At 44.2% G+C, this 20,170-nt stretch carries 19 protein-coding genes; 3 read left to right on the top strand and 16 right to left on the bottom strand.

The features are described from left to right. Positions 1-45 precede the first annotated feature (45 nt). The 14 genes from N4A56_RS10820 to N4A56_RS10755 all read right to left on the bottom strand — a co-directional run bounded on the left by N4A56_RS10820 (position 46) and on the right by N4A56_RS10755 (position 14,244). A complete protein-coding gene (locus N4A56_RS10820) occupies positions 46-555 on the bottom strand; it encodes a hypothetical protein (RefSeq protein WP_293667905.1) in 510 nt (169 codons plus the stop codon). A 14-nt stretch (positions 556-569) separates the two neighbouring features. Further along, a complete protein-coding gene (locus tag N4A56_RS10815; protein ID WP_293667903.1) occupies positions 570-1,001 on the bottom strand; it encodes an NIL domain-containing protein in 432 nt (143 codons plus the stop codon). A gap of 18 nt (positions 1,002-1,019) precedes the next feature. Continuing rightward, positions 1,020-1,955, bottom strand: a complete 936-nt coding sequence (gene ybgF / locus N4A56_RS10810; RefSeq protein ID WP_295547213.1) for a tol-pal system protein YbgF — start codon at positions 1,953-1,955, stop codon at positions 1,020-1,022. Between the two features lie 3 nt (positions 1,956-1,958). Further along, entirely contained in the window at positions 1,959-2,231 is a 273-nt protein-coding gene (locus N4A56_RS10805; RefSeq protein WP_366519917.1) for a PLD nuclease N-terminal domain-containing protein, read from the bottom strand. Positions 2,232-2,244: 13 nt separating this feature from the next. Next, a complete protein-coding gene (gene lspA, locus N4A56_RS10800; protein ID WP_293667899.1) occupies positions 2,245-2,715 on the bottom strand; it encodes a signal peptidase II in 471 nt (156 codons plus the stop codon). A gap of 312 nt (positions 2,716-3,027) precedes the next feature. Further along, a complete protein-coding gene (ileS, locus tag N4A56_RS10795) occupies positions 3,028-5,841 on the bottom strand; it encodes an isoleucine--tRNA ligase (protein WP_295547210.1) in 2,814 nt (937 codons plus the stop codon). 174 nt (positions 5,842-6,015) lie between these two features. Beyond that, positions 6,016-6,267 carry a HypC/HybG/HupF family hydrogenase formation chaperone gene (locus tag N4A56_RS10790; protein ID WP_293667896.1) on the bottom strand — a complete coding sequence of 84 codons (252 nt, stop codon included), beginning with the start codon at positions 6,265-6,267 and terminating at the stop codon, positions 6,016-6,018. 58 nt (positions 6,268-6,325) lie between these two features. Beyond that, the gene (locus N4A56_RS10785; RefSeq protein WP_293667894.1) at positions 6,326-6,814 is read right to left on the bottom strand and encodes a HyaD/HybD family hydrogenase maturation endopeptidase; all 489 of its coding nucleotides are present in this window, start codon (positions 6,812-6,814) and stop codon (positions 6,326-6,328) included. A 104-nt stretch (positions 6,815-6,918) separates the two neighbouring features. Beyond that, on the bottom strand, positions 6,919-8,607 hold the full coding sequence (locus tag N4A56_RS10780; RefSeq protein ID WP_293667892.1) for a nickel-dependent hydrogenase large subunit: 1,689 nt from the start codon (positions 8,605-8,607) through the stop codon (positions 6,919-6,921). 38 nt (positions 8,608-8,645) lie between these two features. Continuing rightward, complete coding sequence (locus N4A56_RS10775) at positions 8,646-9,599, bottom strand: hydrogenase small subunit (protein WP_293667891.1); 954 nt, start codon at positions 9,597-9,599, stop codon at positions 8,646-8,648. A 305-nt stretch (positions 9,600-9,904) separates the two neighbouring features. Beyond that, positions 9,905-10,378, bottom strand: coding sequence for a NiFeSe hydrogenase maturation protease (hysD, locus tag N4A56_RS10770; protein ID WP_295547204.1), 474 nt, complete (start codon positions 10,376-10,378; stop codon positions 9,905-9,907). A gap of 598 nt (positions 10,379-10,976) precedes the next feature. Further along, positions 10,977-12,455 carry a NiFeSe hydrogenase large subunit HysA gene (gene hysA / locus N4A56_RS10765; RefSeq protein ID WP_366519916.1) on the bottom strand — a complete coding sequence of 493 codons (1,479 nt, stop codon included), beginning with the start codon at positions 12,453-12,455 and terminating at the stop codon, positions 10,977-10,979. Positions 12,456-12,495: 40 nt separating this feature from the next. Then, a complete protein-coding gene (gene hysB / locus N4A56_RS10760) occupies positions 12,496-13,452 on the bottom strand; it encodes a NiFeSe hydrogenase small subunit (protein WP_293667886.1) in 957 nt (318 codons plus the stop codon). A 621-nt stretch (positions 13,453-14,073) separates the two neighbouring features. Next, positions 14,074-14,244, bottom strand: a complete 171-nt coding sequence (locus N4A56_RS10755; RefSeq protein ID WP_295547202.1) for a hypothetical protein — start codon at positions 14,242-14,244, stop codon at positions 14,074-14,076. A 324-nt stretch (positions 14,245-14,568) separates the two neighbouring features. Here N4A56_RS10755 and gluQRS point away from each other — a divergent pair, with 324 nt between their 5' ends. Together gluQRS and N4A56_RS10745 are read left to right on the top strand one after the other, a co-directional pair. After that, positions 14,569-15,615, top strand: a complete 1,047-nt coding sequence (gene gluQRS / locus N4A56_RS10750; protein WP_295547199.1) for a tRNA glutamyl-Q(34) synthetase GluQRS — start codon at positions 14,569-14,571, stop codon at positions 15,613-15,615. Positions 15,616-15,730: 115 nt separating this feature from the next. Beyond that, on the top strand, positions 15,731-16,108 hold the full coding sequence (locus N4A56_RS10745; RefSeq protein ID WP_295547196.1) for a pancreas/duodenum homeobox protein 1: 378 nt from the start codon (positions 15,731-15,733) through the stop codon (positions 16,106-16,108). 112 nt (positions 16,109-16,220) lie between these two features. Here the strand turns inward: N4A56_RS10745 and N4A56_RS10740 are convergent, their stop codons facing one another. Both N4A56_RS10740 and N4A56_RS10735 read right to left on the bottom strand, forming a co-directional pair. Continuing rightward, positions 16,221-16,799 (bottom strand): TetR/AcrR family transcriptional regulator, encoded by a 579-nt coding sequence (locus N4A56_RS10740; protein ID WP_293667878.1) that lies wholly within the window; start codon positions 16,797-16,799, stop codon positions 16,221-16,223. A gap of 370 nt (positions 16,800-17,169) precedes the next feature. Further along, the gene (locus N4A56_RS10735; protein WP_293667876.1) at positions 17,170-17,952 is read right to left on the bottom strand and encodes a lysophospholipid acyltransferase family protein; all 783 of its coding nucleotides are present in this window, start codon (positions 17,950-17,952) and stop codon (positions 17,170-17,172) included. Positions 17,953-18,262: 310 nt separating this feature from the next. On the opposite strand from N4A56_RS10735, the gene ettA reads away from it, so the two are divergent. Further along, a complete protein-coding gene (ettA, locus tag N4A56_RS10730) occupies positions 18,263-19,948 on the top strand; it encodes an energy-dependent translational throttle protein EttA (protein WP_293667874.1) in 1,686 nt (561 codons plus the stop codon). Positions 19,949-20,170 lie beyond the last annotated feature (222 nt).

Raw genomic sequence — 20,170 nt, 5'->3', positions numbered from 1 at the left:
TGCTAGGATGGTAGGAATAACGGTATGGTTTTGTCGATACAGTGGCTAAGCAAGCCGTTGTGTCCGTATCTGTCTGCGTTCTTCTACAAAAACGTGGTGAACAATCTTTTCTCTGTCCTCGGCGCTGATTCGGCTAAATTCGATAGTCGCTGTTTCTTCATCAACATTAGCCACCTGACCGCATGCCCCGGCAACACTTAGCGGGAAGTCGCTTAAAAAGACGAGCAATTCAACATGTGTTCCCGTTGTGAGCTTTCTGGTATTCTTGATGGTAAGTGCCGATCCACTTAATTCGAGAATTTCTATTGGATCAGGAAAGTCAACCTCAAGCTGGTCATGTTTTAAGTGAGAAAGAATAGCGTCAAGCTTAGCGTTCATATTCAGCAAGAACGAAATCATGGCTTCCGGTGTATGCGAATTTGTCAGTTCCTCAACATCAGAAGCAGAATCCGAGAGACCAAAGCCGGAAAAACGGGGCGGTTCATCTTTGTCAGTGAGAAGGCGCATGCGCCCTTTGAGATACAATGAGATGGATGCAAATTCCTGTTTTTCCATAGCTAGCTCCGGTGTTAGATCATTCCATTTTCAGAATCAACATGCATTGCGTTAACAGGGCAAACCCGTACGCACATACCGCAAGCAGTGCAGCGGTCAATATCAAACTCTACAAGACGTTTTTCACGATCAACAAAAAGAGAACCATTAGGACAGATTGCCGTACACATACCACAGTGCATACAGGATTCTTCATCGCGTGAGATTCGCTGCGTCACAGGTGTTACAACAATGCGGTTTTTTTCCAGATACTCGATTCCTTTCTGGTAATTTTCTTTCGACCCTATGATTTCAACTGTCATATGCCCTTCTTTGCGAGGGGTAATCTGTGCTTTTAGAATGTTGAAAGAAAGATCGAACATTCGAGTAAGGTCACAGATAACAGGTGAACCGGAAATGGTCGGAGGAAAAGTCAGATGGACATTTTTACGGTACTCTTTTGTCATGATGTTAACCAATTGCACTTACTTTTTAGCAAGCTCCTGTTTTGCTCGTTTGGCTTCCACTGATTTAGGGAAATTTTGAACCAACTGAGTAAGGCGGAACTTACCGGCATTCGTTTTGCCTTGTTTAAGGAAACTGAGACCTTGTTTTAACAAAGCCTGCGGGTACTTATTACTTTTTGAATACTTTTTAATAACTTCCTCATACGCTAATGTCGCACGAGGGTAGTTTTTCATTTGGAAATATGCTTCACCTTGCCAGAACTTGGCGTTAGCCGCTAATTTTGATTTCGGGTAGGTTTTTTCATACTCACTCCACATACGCTGTGCGTCTTCGTATCGGCGCTCATTAAATGCTTGCAATGCACTTTTGTATAAAGCATCCGCAAGATCTTCAGGTGCTAATTTTTGTGGAGCCGGAGTAGGTGTCGGTGCTGGAGTCTGAGCTGTAGGTGTGGTTGCAGCTTGCGCAGCACCTGAAACAACTTGTCCGTTCTGGTTTGGAAGCATTGCACCAGAAGATGCCTGCTGCTGATTAGAAACTGCTTGTGGTGTTGAGGCAGCCGCAGTAGGAGCAGGCAGCGAATTTTCAATGCCCAGCTGGGACGACATCATACGTAATGCACTTTCAATTTGTGCAATGCGTTTTGTAATGTCGGAAACATTTGCCTGGAGCGTAGCAACGTCACCTGTTTCGTTCTGGACATCTTCAACTTGTCCTTCGAGTGTTGCAACAGCAACTTTCATTCCTTTAAGTTCGGACAAGATATCAGCTTGCTCTGGGCGCACATTTTCAAGTGCCTGAGAAGTAGATCCAACAGAGTTGTTTAGTTCAAGAATCTGTTGATCCTGCTGAGAAATTTTTCGCTCAAGCAGGTTTACTTGTTCCTGCTTAACGCAGGCGAAAAGAAAAACGGTACTAATACATAGAACTGTTACACGAATAGCAATTCGCATGGATTATCCTTTATGTTGAGGTGGTTTAGCCCATGAGGCGAGACCGGTAGTGCGACGGAAGCCGAACAGTAAATAGATAATTCCGCCTATGACTGGCAGCATTACACCAGCGAGCATCCAGCCGTATTTTTCCATTGGTGTAGAAAATTCATGTTTATATGAATGCCAAATAGACCATAAATTAGGCAGAATGGGAAGTGCGAGAGCAAGGGCTAACATCGCTGGATGCATTTCCGTCAAAGAAAAGACATTAAGTATTGGCAGCAAGTCAGTCATAAAGTCCCCCTCATTACGAGATGTCTTTAATGGTAAACAGCATTAGCCCTGCGCCTATGCATATGCATATGTCTGCAACGTTAAACGCTGGCCAATGGTAACTTTTATAATAAAAATCGAGAAAATCTATTACCGCACCTATTCTGATGCGATCAATAAGGTTGCCAACAGCACCGCCAAGAATCAATCCAAGGGCAATAAAAAGAATGTTATTCGGCTTGGCAGAACGGGTCATGAGGTGCACAGCGATACAAGCTGCAACGGCAGCACCGCTGAACAGCCATATTTGCCAGCCTGTTTCAGTGCTGTTCAAAAATCCAAATGCTGCACCGCGGTTGAGCACATGCACTAAGTTAAAGAAATCAGGAATAACAGGGAAGCCGCTCCAAAGTGGAATATTCTGAACGGTAAGCCATTTAGTGAACTGATCTGCTATGATAGAAAAAATACCAATTCCGTAGACGATCAGATATCGAGTGTGCATGGAACCTCCATGTGCGGAAGCATATATAAAAAGAACCTGCCGTAGCAAGTCCGGCAGGTTTTCTAGTAATTACGGCTTGCTGTCTTAGGCGAGCAGAGTGATCTTTTTTGAAAATGTTATGAACAATACAGTACAAGCAGCTGCTAGCAAAGGTGAACGATGCAAACAGAAAATATGCACAGCTTCTGTGCCAATGCTGCAACTAAAGACACTTGCAGCGTAACATCAAGGTCACTGGATCGTAGTAAAGGGAGGTCTGGAGAACATCATATCAGCAGGATGCTCTCCAGCCGCCCGAGACAACATTATGTATTAGTTTGCAGTCTGCAATACGCTGGTACAGCGTGGGCAGATTGTTGGGTGTTCGCTATCTGAACCAAGCTCGTTGCTGTAAATCCAGCAGCGTTCGCATTTTTCACCTTCAGCTTTTGCAACTGAAATTTTGAGACCTTCCACAACTTCAGATGCAAAAGCATCGGCAGGAGCATCTTCAAATTTAGCTGTTGAAAGCTGAGAAACAATGAAGTTTGCACGCAGGTCTGTTTTCAGTGCTTCAAGCTTTTCAGCGATAGGTGCAGTCATGTACAGGGTAATATGGGTATCCAACGGATGACCAACAATACCTTCTTTACGAACCGGCTCAATCGCTTTTGTCATTTCAGAACGAACATGAAGCAATGTTTCCCAGTTAGCACGCTCTTCATCAGTGATGGAGAACAGCTGTAACTCTTTAGAAGAAAGTGCAAATACAGTATCAACGTTTGGTTTGAGACCTTCAGGGATGTATTTAAACACTTCTTCAGCAGTAAAGCTGAGAACTGGAGCCATGTTGCGAACCAGCAAGGTGATAATGTGCAGCATGGCAGTCTGTGCAGAACGGCGCTCTTTACTGTTTGCAGCGGAAGAGTATAGGCGATCTTTCAGGATATCCAAGTAGAATGAAGAAAGATCGGTTGTGCACAGGTTATGCAGCGTATGGTATACCTTGTGGAATTCGTATTCAGAGTATGCAGTCTGAATTTTTTCATGAGCGCGGCATACAAGGTCAACAGCATAACGGTCGAGAGCTTCCATTTCTTCAAATGGTACAAGCTCGTCAGCAGGAAGATCGCTGATGTTGCCGAGCAAGTAGCGGCTTGTGTTACGGATACGACGGTATGCGTCAACAAGGCGGCTCAGAATTTCTTCAGAAATACGAACATCTTCACGGTATTCAACAGAAGAAGCCCACATGCGCAGGATTTCTGCGCCGTATTTTTTGATAACTTCTTCTGGCTCAATGCCGTTGCCCAAAGACTTGGACATCTTCTTACCTTCACCGTCTACAACGTAGCCGTGAGTAAGAACTTCTTTGTATGGAGGACATCCACGAGTACCCATGGAAGCCAGCAAGGAGCTGTGGAACCAACCACGGTGCTGGTCAGAACCTTCAAGGTACATGTCAGCAGGAAAGCTGAGTTCAGGGCGTTGCTCAACTACAGCGGCAAAGCTTGTGCCGGAATCGAACCATACGTCGAGAATGTCTCTGCTGCGCTTCCAGTGGTGACCGCCACACTTAGGACAAGCAAGATCTTCTGGTACGAGATCAGCAATATCTGCTTCAAACCAGTAGTCACAACCTGTTTTGTGTTCAGCAAATTTATCTACAATGCCTTTAACCCAGTCGGTGTCGTACCAAGCTTCATCACAGCTTTTACAAAGCAACGCGATAATAGGAACGCCCCACATGCGCTGACGGGAGATACACCAGTCAGGGCGGTTTTCTACCATGTTGTAGATGCGTTCTTCACCCCATAATGGAATCCATTTAACATCGTTACGGATAGCATCAAGAGAGCGCTTGCGAAGATCGTTAGCTTCCATTGTGATGAACCACTGTGTGGTCGCACGGAAGATAACAGGCTTTTTACATCTCCAGCAGTGCGGGTAAGAGTGTTTTACTTTCGCTTGTGCTAAAAGATTACCAACTTCTTCAAGTTTTTCAATTACCTTAGGGTTTGCTTCGGTAATGGTAAGACCAGCAAAGAACTCTACGGAATCAAGGAAACGAGCTTCGTCGTCCATTGGAGAGTAGATTTCAAGCCCGTATTTCTGACCTACTTCAAAGTCTTCGCGACCATGTCCCGGTGCGGTGTGAACACAACCAGTACCGGATTCTGTAGTAACGTGATCGCCAAGGCAAATTGGAGATTCACGATCATAAATAGGGTGCTTTGCAACAATGCCTTCAAGTTTGTCACCAGTGGTGGTGCCGACTACAGAGTAATCTTCCCAGCCAAAAGTTTCTGCGTTGTCTTCTACAAGTGCAGAAGCGAGAAGGTAAAAGTCACCATTAACAGCAACAAGGCTGTATTCAAGCTCTGGGTGAACCGCAATTGCCATGTTATCTGGAATTGTCCATGGAGTGGTTGTCCAGATAATTGCATAGGTTTTTGCAGGGTCAGCCTGAGGGAACGCTTCTTTAACGCGTGCGTCGTTCATAGGGAAGCGAACATAAATAGAAGGGGATACGTGATCGTCGTATTCAACTTCTGCTTCAGCGAGAGCTGTCTTACAAGAAGCACACCAGTAAATTGGCTTTTTGCTGCGTGCTACAGAACCGTTTTCCATGAAACGACCCAGTTCGCGTGCAGTTGCTGCTTCGTAAGAAGGATGCATGGTAAGGTACGGGTTTTCCCACTCACCAAGCACACCAAGGCGTTTAAATTCTTTACGCTGAATGCCTACAAATTTTTCTGCGTATTCGCGACATACTTTACGGAACACGTGCTCAGGAATAGTTTTTTTCTTATCACCAAGCTGCTGTTCTACTTTAAGCTCAATTGGGAGACCGTGGCAGTCCCAGCCCGGAACGTACTGAGCTTTTTTGCCCTGCATGTTCTGAGACTTAATAATTATATCTTTAAGAACCTTGTTCAGTGCATGACCAAGGTGGAGGTGACCGTTAGCATATGGAGGGCCGTCGTGCAGGACGTACTCACCGTTCTCGCCGCTTGCAGCGAGCATTGCATCGTAGGCTTTTTTGCTTTCCCATTCTTTGAGCATTTCTGGCTCTTTTTGGGAAAGGTTAGCCTTCATAGGAAATTTAGTTTTTGGGAGATGCAGCGTCTTTTTGTAGTCGCTCATGGGAATCTCTTCCTCCGGAAGTAACATTACTGAAATAAGTCAGTTAAATTGATTTAAATGCTTGCTAAAGTCAAGATCACAGCTGTGATGAAGAAAAATCACTTTTTTGTCAAAAGAAAAAAGTCTCCTGCAGTAATTCTACAGGAGACTTTTGAAAGCTATACAACGTACAGATTAAAAAGCACCCGGTGTATCTTCATTAATTCCTGCCATCTGCCTGAGTAGGCGCAGTGTCTCCTGTGCTTCATCAAAATCGAGTTTACGCAGCGCGAACCCGGCGTGAACAATCACAAAGTCGCCAATTTCGGCAGGACTTTCTAAAAGCATAGTTGAGGCATCAATGTACGTTTCACTTTGCCCCACACGACATTTTGCCATGGTATCAGACTGAATTTCTACAACTTCAGCAGGAATTGCAAGACACATAAGCACTCCTAGGAACAGCGTAATGCTGATGATTCGTCAAAATATATATTCCGGCAGGCTATTTTGTAAAAAATTCGCCGCCGGATTCAGTAATTTCCTGAAGTACAATGTCACACATTGAATCGAGTTTGCAAGCTACTTCTGATGAGAGATTTATATTCATTGTTTCATAGTCGTTAGGTTCCATCCCGATAACCACGGTATCAGGTCTGTTGCCTATTAATTCACAAAAAATGAGTGTGTCGACTAAATCGGTTTGGTGCATCGAGTTGTTGAAGCCAAGACTTTTTCTTAAATCTTCACCAACCAGACGATAAATTGAACCTGCTTCATCACCGCACAGCACGGCATCAACAACAATTAACTTATCATATTTAACAATGTGATCCATCAGCTTCATGCCTAATGTTCCACCGTCAAATAAGGTAACGTTATCTGAAAAATTATAGGAATCGATTAGTTGCTCAACAGCGCGAACGCCAAGACCTTCATCAGTATACAGGGTATTGCCTACACCCAGCACAAGAATTTCAGGTGGATTTGTCATGTGTGTTTTCCTTTTGTCTTGGCTCAGGACGTTTGAAAATGGTCAGAGAACCTTTGTTTAAAGGTTCTCTGACCGTTGGAGACTTGTCGAAGAAAGTAACTTCGTTATCTAATTTGGAACTTATGTACTTTGTTTGTGTTACCGTCAATTACGTGAACACCACAAGCAATACATGGGTCAAAGGAGTGCACTGTTCTTAAGATTTCAACAGGGCGTTCTGCATCTGCTACAGGAGTTCCAACGAGTGCTTCTTCTACTGGAGATAACAAGTCGTTGGCACAGCGAGGTCCGAGGTTCCATGTGGATGGAACAACAAGCTGGAAGTTTTCAATTTTCTTGTCTTTAACTTTAAGCCAGTGAGAGAGACCACCGCGTGGTGCGTTAACAAAGCCAACGCCTTCTGCTTTATCAACCATATCGATGTTTTCGATAATCTGGTTTTTGCCAGCTGCAAGGTTGCCTTCCAACTGATTGAGCATATCAACGCAGTGCTCGGCAACAACAGCAGTTTCAATACCGCGTGCTGCAATACGACCAAGTGTTGAATACAGATTTTCGACTTTGATACCGAGTGTGTTGATAACGTGGTCAACAAGCGGCTTAACTTTTGGATGTCCGTTAGCGTATGCAACAAGAACCTGAGCAAGTGGACCGGTTTCCATTGCTTTGTCTTCGTAGCGTGGTGCTTTCATCCATGAGTAACGATCTTCACCGAACATGTCAGTGTATTTAGGATCAGTTACACCATCGTAAGGGTGGTGCGCTTTGTCGCCTTTGTACCAGCTGTAGCGAACGTGCTCTGCAATTTTGCTTGGATCGAACTTTTGAACATCATCAAATTTACGATCCATAACAATACCAGCAGGGAAGTAGCGGGAGTCCAGTTCCTGCCCTTTGGTTGGGAATTCACCAAATGTAAGGAAGTTGGTGCAACCGCCGTATTGTGTCCAGTCTTTGTACTGTCCAGCAATGGCAATGAGGTCAGGAATGTATACCTGATCGATGAAGTTCTTGGTCTGCATGACCAAGTCGCGGAATTGCTTGAGGTTCTCTTTTTTCAGCGCATTGTAACAAGTAACACCACCAACCTGCATGAACTGAGGGTGAGGGTTTTTGCCGCCGAATATTGCCATGGCGCGTGCAGGGAGAAGCTGCATACGCAGTGCTTCAAGGTAATGTGCAGTGCCAATGAGGTTTAATTCAGGGCTTAAGTAGTACCCTTCGTGACCGTTCAGGAAGTATGCATTAGTGAATGGTCCAAGCTGTCCGCTGTCTACAAATTTTTTCAGTGTAGCCTGAACAGCTTTAAGATCTTCTGCTTTGGTTTCACGTGGAGAAATGGAGTTGGCAATGGAAGCAGCTTTTTTAGGATCTGCTTTCAGCGCACCTGCAACATCAATCCAGTCTAACCCACAGAGATGGTAGAAGTGTACAAGGTGGTCATGCATGTACTGACATGCCATAACGAGGTTACGGATGAGAGTTGCATTTTCTGGGATAGTTACGTTGCAGGCATCTTCAGCAGCGCGGGTTGAGGCGAGTCCATGTACGTATGTACAAACACCACAAGAACGCTGAGTAAAGTGCTGGGCATCTTCTGGTTTGCGACCTTGAAGAATTATTTCAAGACCACGGAAAAGAGTCGAGGAACTCCATGCGTTGGCAATTTTACCATCTTTAAGTTCAACCTCGACTCGAAGGTGACCTTCGATTCGTGAAACTGGGTCGACAACAACTCTGCCGTTCTTGTTGCCCTGAGGGGTAACAGGGAATCCAGAGGAATTGCTTTTCATGTATCTTGCTCCTTGGAATAAGCTATCGGTTCAAGCTGCTAATTTTCGTAGAACGGGGTCATTTCGTCCCAGAAGTCAGGTTCAGAGCAGCCGATACACGGATGACCTGCTTCGACAGGCCAGCTTACCTGATTGAACTTAATTTTAGGGCAGTTGTTGTATGTGTCTGGTCCCTTACATCCCAGTTCATACAGGCACCAGCCTTTGCGTGCTTCTTCAGAATCGAAGGAAGGAGCAAATTCTCCTGCCTCAAAGTGTGGTAACCGCTCACATTGGTCATGCACAGTAGTTCCAAAGAAAGGAATTGGTCTTTGCAGGTCATCAAGCTCAGGTGCTTGGTGTTTTGTCAGGTAGAAGAGAATGGTGTGCACAAAGTTGTATGGGTTAGGAGGACAACCCGGAACATTGATGCCGACAATCTTTTGATCTTGAAGAACGTCGTTGACACCTTTGGCACCTGTAGGGTTAGGAGCAGCAGCCTGAACGCCACCAAAGCAGGCACAGGTGCCGTGGTTGATAAGCGCTTTAGCTTTCGGAGCAATTTTAGTTACCATATCCAGCATGGTATGTCCGGCAACCTTGCCATACACACCGCCATCTTTGGTAGGAATACCGCCTTCAACAGCAAGGATAAACCCATTAGGATTGTTAACAGCCTGCTCAAGTGCTTTTTCAGCAGCATCGCCAGCGGCTGCCATAATGGTTTCATCGTAATCTAATGAAATGGTATCAAATAGAATTTCTTGAATGTACGGCTCGTGTGCCCGAAGGAGAGCTTCGGTACAGCCGGTACATTCTGCACAATGCAAATACACAACAGAAGGACGAAGTTTAGAGGTGACAGCTTCGGCAATTTTTGCGCCGAATCCTGGAGCCATTCCGAGGGAAACCGCAGCAGCAGTACAGTACTTAAGGAACTGACGGCGGGAAACCCCTTTTTTCTCTAGTCTTTCAACGACATCTTCTTTGCCGAGACCTATAGAAATTTTCATACAACCTCCTTATAGGAAGGAAACGGTTTGCACTTTGGTGCTACACCAGACGTTGTTGGCTTCATACTTACGTGTACACATTCTAACGAAGTCAACTGGAATAATTGGCATCACCATAGCATAATTGGTTTTTCTTTCATAATAGAAAAATAAAATATCATGCCGTGATTCTTATTATATTTTGCAAGGTGTCATTCTGAAGGGAGCAAAAAAAAGCCCCCAAGAGGGGGCTGATGAGAATTGTAATGAAAAATTCAAAGCTGAGGTGAGAATGTCAGCTGGGTGATTCGAGGGGAGTGGAATGGCTAATTCATTTCCTCAATTATTTCTTTAATACGCTTACGCACATGAGCGACATAGGAATCAAACTTAGCTTGGCAGGCTTCGGAAAGACCAATGTTCCATGTCGTAATGTCGTGAGGTTGCATGCCGATAATTTCCATTTTAGGACGTGTTCCGCAACGCAGTTCACACATCTGCAAAGAATCAAGCATGTCAATGTCATGGATAGAAACACGCTGCTTTTCGTTAGAGCGAATGTCGTCTTCTGTAAGCTCGTAGATAGTGCCGGGCTCGTGTTCTGCATGAATAACATCTAAAACCAGAAGTCTGTCATAGCCTTGAAAAAAAGCGTATATGTCTTGCGTAAAGGTTCCTGCCTCCATAACGGTAACGTTTTCCGGCCATTCCTCTTTCCAGAGAATTTCTGCTGCATGAACACCGACGCCATCGTCTGTGAGGAGAGTATTGCCAATACCGAGCACTAAAAGTTTTTCCATGATCTGTCCTTTAAGCAATGCTTTTGCCGAATAAAAAAGTAATGGAATATGTATCGTGAAAATTTTGTGTATATGAGCACGGGCTAGGTTGCAAAATTTGTGTTGCTAGATTTTTATATTTGTTCCGCGCTATCAGATAAAAATTCGATAGCGCCCTACAAATTTTCATTATTTTTTTCCTTATCATTAAATAAGAAAAGGCTGCCTAGCATCCCTGCATATATAATGTAGAATTGCACTCTAGTTTTGAAACCGATTTTGTACAGAAATGAGCTGGATGGCAATCGATTTATTTAATGATAAGCCGCTGGATATGGGAGAGGTCTTCTGCCTCTTTTTTTTATGGAAGCCAGCACGCTCAGTCTTTTCGGTTTGAAGCTCTTAGCAGCGTTGTGAAAGCATACATTGCCTGCGGTAGACCGTAATCCGTACTTGGTTTGGTAAGTGCTTTTTCTGGGTGCTATAAAATGCGATCTAACAAAAAGAGGAACCAAACGGTTCCTCTTTTATTAGGCAATTTCAGAAGCGAGTTTTATTCGAACTCAACTACGGAAACTTTACCGGTCTCTGCGTTCATCACGTGAACGGCACAGCCCAGTCATGGATCGAAGGCACGAATGAGACGCGCCACGTTTACTGGGTTATCAACATCCGGTACTGGAATACCAATGAGTGCTTCTTCTACAGGACCGCGTACCCCCTTGTCATCGCGAGGGTTACAGTTCCAAAGAGTTGCAGAAACAATCTGGTAGTTGTTGATTGTGCTGTCTTTAACGTCAAGGTAGTGGAGCAGAGCACCGCGAGGTGCTTCTGTGAAGCCAGTACCTTCAGCAGACTCAGGAATTTCAAATGCGGTGAAGGTTTCTTCGTCCGGTTTAACTTCTTTGAGCCATGCATCAATGAAGTCAAGCAGGTACCAAGTTTCTTCAGCACGCGCTACGTGACGACCCATAAGGGAGAATGCTGCATCTTCACCAAGGTCACGGAAGCGTTTTGCATCCAAGCCGAATTTCTCTTTCAGCATTTTCTGACCTACAGGTGAGAGAGGAGGGTTATCAACCCACATACGTGCGAGAGGACCAACCTCACAAGCAACGCCGTTGTAGCGAGGAGCTTTAACAAAACTGTATGCACCTTCTTTATGAGGGTCAGGAACAGTTTTACCTTCAGAGTAGTGAAGACCAGATGTAGAATCATCAAACCATGAGTATTTTACATCTTCATGGATTTTGGAAGGATCAAATTTATGATCCTTACCATCGTAGTATACACCGCTCTTCATCATGAACTTGGAGTGAGCATCATCAAGCGGGAATACGCCATATGCGATACATGCTTTGTGTCCTTGTCCTACTTTAAAGAGGTCAGGGTATACGGAACCAACGGTGTAAACGGTTGGGAGATATTTATTAGTAACAAAGTCACGTACCTTCTGTAAGCGGGCAGCGTATTCAATGATACGTTCTTTGCTAGGCATTTCAGCTGCACCACCGGCAACAATACCCTGTACGTGAGGCATTTTACCGCCCCAGATAGCAACCATCTCGTGACAGATTGCGCGCACGTCGAGAGCTTCAATGTACTGATCGACTGCTGCTGCGTTAACAGCTTTCAGTTCTTTGCTACGATCTTCAAGAAGGTCTGACTTTTGGTAGCGAGGTACAAATGGTGCGCTATCAGGACCCTGTACAAAGTCCTGAGCTGCTAAGTGGTAGAAATGCAGGATATGAGACTGCAGGTAGTTAGCACCAAGAATGAGGTTACGGGTAATGCGGGCATTGTTAGTTACTTTAACACCAAATGCTGCATCCTGAGCCATAACAGAAGCAGTAGCGTGTGCTACAGGACATACACCACAGATACGCTGAACGATCTGTGAAGAGTCACGAGGATCGCGATTACGAAGAATCTGCTCGAATCCGCGGTACATACCGCCGGAAAGCTTTGCGTCCACGACTTTGCCGTTCTCAACGGTAACATCAGCTTTCAAGTGACCTTCGATTCGGGTTACCGGATCGATTGCGATGTGAGCTGTCTTACCGCTGGCTGCTGCTCCGTTTCTTTTGCAACCAGACATGTTAATTCCTCCTTAGGAATGTGTAAAGGCGCACAAGCCGTTAAGCTGGCTCGTAGAACGGGGACTTGCCATCAGGGAAGTCAGGCTCAGTACAACCAATACATACAGCGTTCTGTACACACCAGTTAATACCGTTGTTCCACTTACGCTTGTAACAGTCGGACATGGTGTCAGGACCTTTACAGCCAAGCTCCATGCGACAGCCTTTAACCTCAGTGAACTTAGTTGCCAGCACGTCGTTGTCAAAGTCGTCAAGGTATGGACAGTTGTCGTGAATGTTCTCGCCGAAGAAAGGAGTTGGACGTCCTTCATCATCAAGAATTTCAACAACTTTTCCAAGACCGTCTGCAAGACCGTGCTTTTTGATTGCATCAAGAGCAACAGTAACTGTGCCTACGATCCAGTCAGGGTGCGGAGGACAGCCAGGAATGTTAACAACAGGAGTTGCAATTTCTTCTTCTTCGAAGAAGTCACGAACAGCTTTAGCACCGGTCTGGCTGCCTTCTGCAGCAGGAATGCCGCCGTATGCTGAACAGGTTCCTACTGCGAGCACAGCTGCTGCTTTAGGACCAAGCTCTTTCATTGCATCAACCATGGTAATTTCTCTGTGATGGGCTTCGCCAATAACACAGTATTTACCATCAGCTTCAGTAGGAACGCTTCCTTCCACAACGAGGAAGAATTTGCCGTCGTACTTTTCTGCAATTTTGTACATGTGTTCGATTGCAGGCTCGCCTTCCCATGCCATCACGGTAGGATGGAATTCGAGGCTGATAACCTTGAGCAGTACATCTTTAATGTGTGGGTTAACAGAGTTTAGCAAAGATACGGAACATCCCGTACAGCCTGCACCCTGTAACCATAAAACTGGAGGGCGTTCGCCGTTAAGTGAACCGGAAATGGCTTCACAAACAGCTGGGTTGAACATCTGGGAAACCCCAAGTCCAGCCACAGTCCCTGTGCACAGTTTAACAAAATCACGCCTATTGAGACTCATCCCTGCCTCCTTGCATTTTGGCGTTTGTAAACTATAAGTATCAAACGAATCTATAACGTTGAAGAACAATAAAACACGTACATCCTGCTCCTAAAATGTGTCAATAAGATGCCGATAATTTCTCCTGTAATTTATAGAAAAATTTGATAATATGCACTCTGTGCGATGTTTAGGTGCTCAATCGAGATTGAATATGCCACTAAAAAAATATTAGTAGCACGACTGGTTGATTAACTAGTTTGTTCAGTAGCAAATAGACATAAAATGATTGTCTTGAGGCAGGAGCGCGGCAAGGTGGGGGGAAGAACTTCAAAAAAAAGCACCAAGGCGTTGCCACCTTGGTGCTAAGTCTTTGTGTTACGTTGAAAATTAATTAGTTACCTACTTGAATATTGGCGAAATACTCCTAGCTTATTCGCCAATTGAAGTGCATGGTGGAGTTTCCAAATGGACACCTCCCTGAGACTACAGATTCATTCAGTTAGGTTTATGAAGTGAACTAACCAACTTTTCTATTTCGTCTATCTTGACTACACAATATCCACATGTAATCAGTTTGGCAATACTTTTTACAAAAAATTTATTTAGTGCTGCGAAAACGTAGAAGATAAAATTGGATGGCTATTTTTTAGGGCATGCACCACATAGCAGGGCTTCAATTTGGGCTAGCTCATCAAAGGGGATGTCTTTGCGTACTGTTGTAAAGTATGAGGGCTGTGTTGCACCTTCATACATATTTTGCGTGGTAGATTTGTGGGTGGTGGTCTTCGTTTTGTTTTTCTTTTTAAGCATAGGCACTCCTTTTTTGCTAGCATAGCATAAATTCTATGAGTGCCGAATGGCTTGAGTGTGTTGTATCATCACTATCTCTAGTCGTGCGGCAATCTGTAGTGAAAATGATCGCCTACTGGAGGCCCGATTTCGAACTTTGGAAAATAAGTAGCGCATATTTACCATCGGGTTATCGAGGCTAGACTTTTGTGTGACATCTTTTAGGCGGTGCTGCCTTAATGTCATCGCATTATATAGTGTCTATTTTCAAACTGCGTGTATGGCATAGCAGGATGGCTCTGTTAGATGGTTGACTTATCAAGCGTGGCATGATCTCAACTGTGCATGAATTCTACACGTAACCTTGCTCAAATAGCAGCAGAAATTTCTCCCGCCGCGTCTGCACGACAGGGTGTTGTAAAAGGTCGTTTTGCTCCTTCTCCTACTGGCTATCTGCACTTAGGCAATGCATGGTCGTTTCTCGTTTGTTGGCTTGCTGCCAGAAAATCGGGTGGACGTTTAGTGTTGCGCATTGAAGACATTGATCCTGATAGATCAAAGCTGGAGTTTGTTGAGGGAATACTCGAAGACTTGCGTTGGCTTGGTCTTGACTGGGATGAAGGTGTAGATGTGGGCGGCGATTGTGCGCCATATACTCAGAGTGAATCTACAGAATTATACGCGCGCGTAATTGATGCTCTGCAAGCCGATGGACTTGTATATCCCTGCTTTTGTACCCGCAAGGAGCTTAGGTCGTTAGCGTCAGCCCCTCATAAAAGTGATTATGGCAATGCGTATCCCGAAATATGTCTTCATCTTTCTGATGCTGAACGTAAAGAGCGTGAGGCAGAAGGGCGTAGAAGTTCAATGCGGTTGCATTGTGAAAAGTCGGAGATTCAGTTTACTGATGTGCTGCATGGCGACTGCTGCATGAGTTGGAACGAGTGTGGTGGAGATTTCCCGCTTCGCCGTTCTGATGGCGTTTTTGCATATCAACTTGCTGTTGTTGTTGATGATATTCGACAGGGGATTACACAAGTTGTGCGAGGCGAAGATATTTTACACTGTACACCGCGTCAGGTGTATTTATATGAGCTATTGGGCTGTACTCCTCCTGAGTATATTCACTTACCGCTTGTCATCGACCATGAAGGAGAGCGTCTGGCAAAAAGGCATGGGCATTTTGAATTACGTAAAATGCGTGCTGAAGGAATTTCAGCTGAAGCTATTATTGGGTACTTGGCGTATCTAGGTGGGCTTTGCCCAACATGCCGCCCAATGTCTTCAAGAGAAGTGCTTGATGTTTTTTCGGTAGATGCGATTACTACACAGGCGTTGCAGCTTGAGAAGGACATTTTCATACGGCTTAAGAAGCTCTCGGGCACTTGCTGAGTTTGTCTAAAATCTATACGGTGCATAAACGGGTAATTTTGAGCATTGTTATGCTTCCAAATTTACTGCGAAAAACCAAAAAATGCACATATGAAAGAAAAGGTTGGGAGTAATTATGCAGTTTGATACCGTCTTTACAAAAGAAAAATTGGATGAGCTGTTTCCGGCATCCAGAACAGATGAATTTTTTGATGCGCTGTATGGCGAGGCAGAAAGTGGCGCATACGATATCGAGCTTGCCTTTGTAAATGGTACGGACGATGTCCTTGAGTTTGCGTTTTATTTAAACCAGCGCAACGGTGCATGTCTTGCCTGTAACTTGACGTATGGGCTTCCACAGGTATTCATGCGTCACCCTATTATTAATGTTAAAGGGTTGGTTGAAGAAATCGCAGCGGTTGCGGGTAAAAATGAAGTGACTTTCGAAATCGGCAAAACACATGAAGAGTCAGCTCAGCGCCACATAATTCCGCTTGTTATCAAGGCGGCATAGACGTTAGAGATTGTAAGTCTCTGTGTGGTGCGTGGGTAAGACCATACGGCATTGCATAAAAAAAGGAAGAAGGTAAAAACTTCTTCCTTTTTTTATGCTTTAGCAATTTGTGCTAATCATTTTTTATGCTTCGGGAAATAAATTTAAGAACTTCATCATACAGGTTGGCTGGTGCATATGGAGTGAGCAGTCTGGTTCGGATAGCACCAACCAAGTTACAGGTAAGAACAGAAGTCGTTTCGTGTGCTGGTAAATCTTTAATAGAACCGTCTTCTATTCCTCGGCGTACATGATACTCGAGTTCCCGTGGTACTTGGTTGAACTTTTCGTACATAATATCACGGTCAGTTTGAGTTTTCATGTCTGAATATGGAGAGCAGCGAACGAGAACAAGGAAGTGTGATTCCGGTGTTACAGAGTAGTCTAAGTAGGTACGACAAAAGTTCATAACAGAATCGTAACCGGTATCACCTTGAGAACAAGCTTCTCTTAGCTTGATAATGAAGTCGTCAAGAACATCCAGTCCAGCTGCGAGAAACAACTTTTCTTTGTTTCCGTAATGGTGAGTTAGCAGACCCAGAGCGACTCCGGCACGTTCAGAAATTTTTTTAAACGTAGTTTCAGCGTAACCATACTCACCAAAAAGCTCTTTAGCAGCTAGTAGCAGAGCTTCTTTTTTTGTCATTGTCATAGCTTGACCCAGTAGTTTTAGGGTTAATGTAGCAGCGGTTCGCGGCAACTCGAAGCGCTACCTCATAAACTGTTTGAGCACGCAATAATGCTTAGCTTACAATTTTTTTTGCGTCAATGCATGAGAAAATAATTCTGTATTACCCTGCATCATCCGCTGAAAATTGTGTTTTTACAAAAATAGAAGAAGTATAATAAATACTGTGTGTTTTGAAAAACTAACCGATTCTTAACTGTTTTTTGAAAAGCGCATGCGGCTGTGCAAAGAACGCCTCTTATTCTTTTCTCTAGAAAATAATGCGTGCATAGAGTGGAAATTCTATACACGCATCACAGATAAAATGCTTTTCTACTGTTTTGGCACTCAATGGTTATTTTGCCCAGTTAGTTAACGACGTTTCAATAAAATTACACACCGAAGCATGAGCTTCCTTACCGTTCCCCTCAACAGTGATTGGTGCATCGAACGCAAAATGGACTTTCTTAGAGATATCGATTGGTCCGAATTCTTTTCCTAATTTGCTATGTCCCCAGCTATCTGTTTTTAAAGCAAGAGGAACAATAGGGACACCGGCTTTTTTGGCGAGTTTTACACCGATAGAGTTAAATTTTTTGCGATCAAATTCGGTGCTGCGTGTTGATTGAGGAAAAACAATGATGGATTTTCCCTGACTGATTTTTTCACACCCTTCATTGAGAACAGTTTTTAAATCTTCACGCGGATTAGTGCGTTCAACTGCAATCGGATCGCGTGAGGCCATAAGGTCGCCAAAGAAAGGGTAGGTGAGGAGTGAGCTTTTAATGACAAAAGTAACTGCTTTGTGCGGTTGAATAATAGCAGGTAGAACAAACGTTTCCAGCGTACTCATGTGGTTACCGATAAATACACAAGGGGAGTCTAATTCGGTAAATGCAGAAATATTTTCGAATGAAAGGGACACGCCTACCCGTTCAAGCGCATTGATAATATCGAGGCTGGCTTTAACCCATGCCTGATCCGAAGATTTACCTTGTTGAGCTTCTCTGTTTGCACAAAAAGCAATTTTAGCCATTGAAGGATAAAAAGCGGCTGATGGGAATAAGCTGGAAAGAAAGCCCTTTGCATTTTCTGGAGTAGTATATGTGTTGCTGTACATTACAGGGTAGTTTTTCATGTAATCTCCGAACAATCGAAATAAAATGGTCAATTTTATTTTTAGCTAGCATAGAACAGACTGGCATTACAACGTGTTAGATTGCGGAAAGAAGGGCAGGTTTTATCTATTAAACGTACTTACCTTATTGGAAAGATGTGATTTCCTTTTCTGGACAATTTGTTGCAAATAAGCAAAAAGAAGAAAAAATATTTTTCTGTAGTACTGGACTTGTTTCTGAGAGCTTTGAACAAGCACTGTAGTATAGAACACTATGGCAATAAAAAAACAGTAGCTGGTTGCAGTTTACTAATAGATTCAAGGTGGTAATATGAGTCAAAACGAGCCGGATAAGATTATTTATTCAATGGTTCGCGTGACCAAGCGTCACGGTCAGAAAGAGGTTCTTAAGAATATCTCTCTTTCGTATTTTTATGGTGCAAAAATTGGCGTGCTGGGGCTTAACGGTTCCGGTAAATCATCCCTCCTTAAAGTTCTTGCGGGTGTAGACACTGCGTTTGAAGGTGAAACACATGTTTCTCCGGGTTACACAGTGGGATACTTGGAGCAGGAACCTCTTATCGGCGAAACACGTACTGTTCGTGAAGTTGTTGAAGAGGGCGTTGGCGATGTTATGAATCTTATCAATGAGTTCAATGACATCAACGCTAAATTTGCTGAACCTATGGAACCTGAAGAAATGGATGCTCTTATTGAGCAGCAGGCTAAGGTTCAGGAACAGATGGATGCGAAAGGCGCATGGGATATTGATTCCCGCTTGCAAATGGCAATGGATGCGTTGCGTTGTCCTCCGGCAGATACCCCTGTAGACGTGATCTCCGGTGGTGAAAAGCGTCGTGTGGCGTTATGCCGTCTGCTTTTGCAGAACCCTGACATCCTGCTTCTTGACGAACCTACCAACCATCTTGATGCAGAATCTGTAGCATGGCTCGAACGCTACTTACAGAATTTCCCTGGTACTGTTATCGCTGTAACGCATGACCGTTACTTCCTCGATAACGTAGCTGGTTGGATTCTTGAACTTGATCGTGGTCGTGGTATTCCTTGGAAAGGAAACTACTCCAGCTGGCTCGATCAGAAACAGAAGCGCCTTGCACAAGAAGAAAAGAAAGAGTCTGAACGCCAGAAGACATTACAGCGAGAACTTGAGTGGATTCGCATGTCTCCGAAAGGACGTCATTCTAAATCTAAAGCACGCATCAGTGCATACGAATCTCTTGTTTCGCATGAATCAGAAGCGCATGCAAAAGACCTCGAAATTTACATTCCACCGGGACCTCGTCTTGGTAAACGTGTAATCGAAATGGTTGATGTTACCAAATCTCTTGGTGATAAACTGCTTGTAGAGAATATGAATTGCATCATTCCTGCGGGTGCAATTGTAGGTATTATCGGTCCTAACGGCGCTGGTAAATCTACTACATTCAAGATGCTGATCGGTGAAGAAAAGCCTGATTCCGGTGAAGTTAAAATCGGTGAAACAGTGCAGTTCGCTCACGTAGATCAGGGACGTGACAGCCTTGAATCTGGTAAGACAGTTTACGAGATTATTTCAGGTGGATACGAAACTGTTAAGCTTGGTACACAGGAAGTTAACTCTCGCGCGTATTGCTCACGTTTTGGCATTACCGGTGCAGATCAGCAGAAGAAAATTGATGTTCTTTCTGGTGGTGAACGTAACCGCGTGCATCTTGCGCAGATTCTCAAATCCGGTGCAAACGTTATCTTGCTTGACGAACCGACAAACGATTTGGACGTAAATACCATGCGTGCGCTTGAAGAAGCTCTTGAGAACTTCGCAGGTTCTGTACTGGTTATCTCTCACGACCGTTGGTTCCTTGATCGCCTTGCCACGCATATTCTTGCATTTGAAGGTGATTCACAGGTTGTATTCTTTGACGGTAACTACACCGAGTATGAAGCTGATCGTAAGAAGCGCCTCGGTAAAGAAGCTGACCAGCCTCAGCGAATTAAGTACCGCAAGCTTACACGATAAGGAATATTGATGAGATGCATCCCATCTCATTACATATAATAAAAAAGGCAGACTCATTTGAGCCTGCCTTTTTTATTATTGCTGTCCCGTCCTTGAATAAGTTCACAAGAAAAGGACTTATTATGAGAAAGCAAACAAGAACAAAGACTAAGCGAACACAACGGGACTACACATTAGGCTTTAAACTGGCTGTTGTTGCTCAAGTGGAGAGTGGTGACATGA

The organism is Halodesulfovibrio sp., from assembly GCF_025210605.1.
In the GTDB taxonomy this organism is placed as follows: Bacteria; Desulfobacterota; Desulfovibrionia; order Desulfovibrionales; family Desulfovibrionaceae; genus Halodesulfovibrio.
This window is presented reverse-complemented; position numbering and strand designations above follow the sequence as displayed.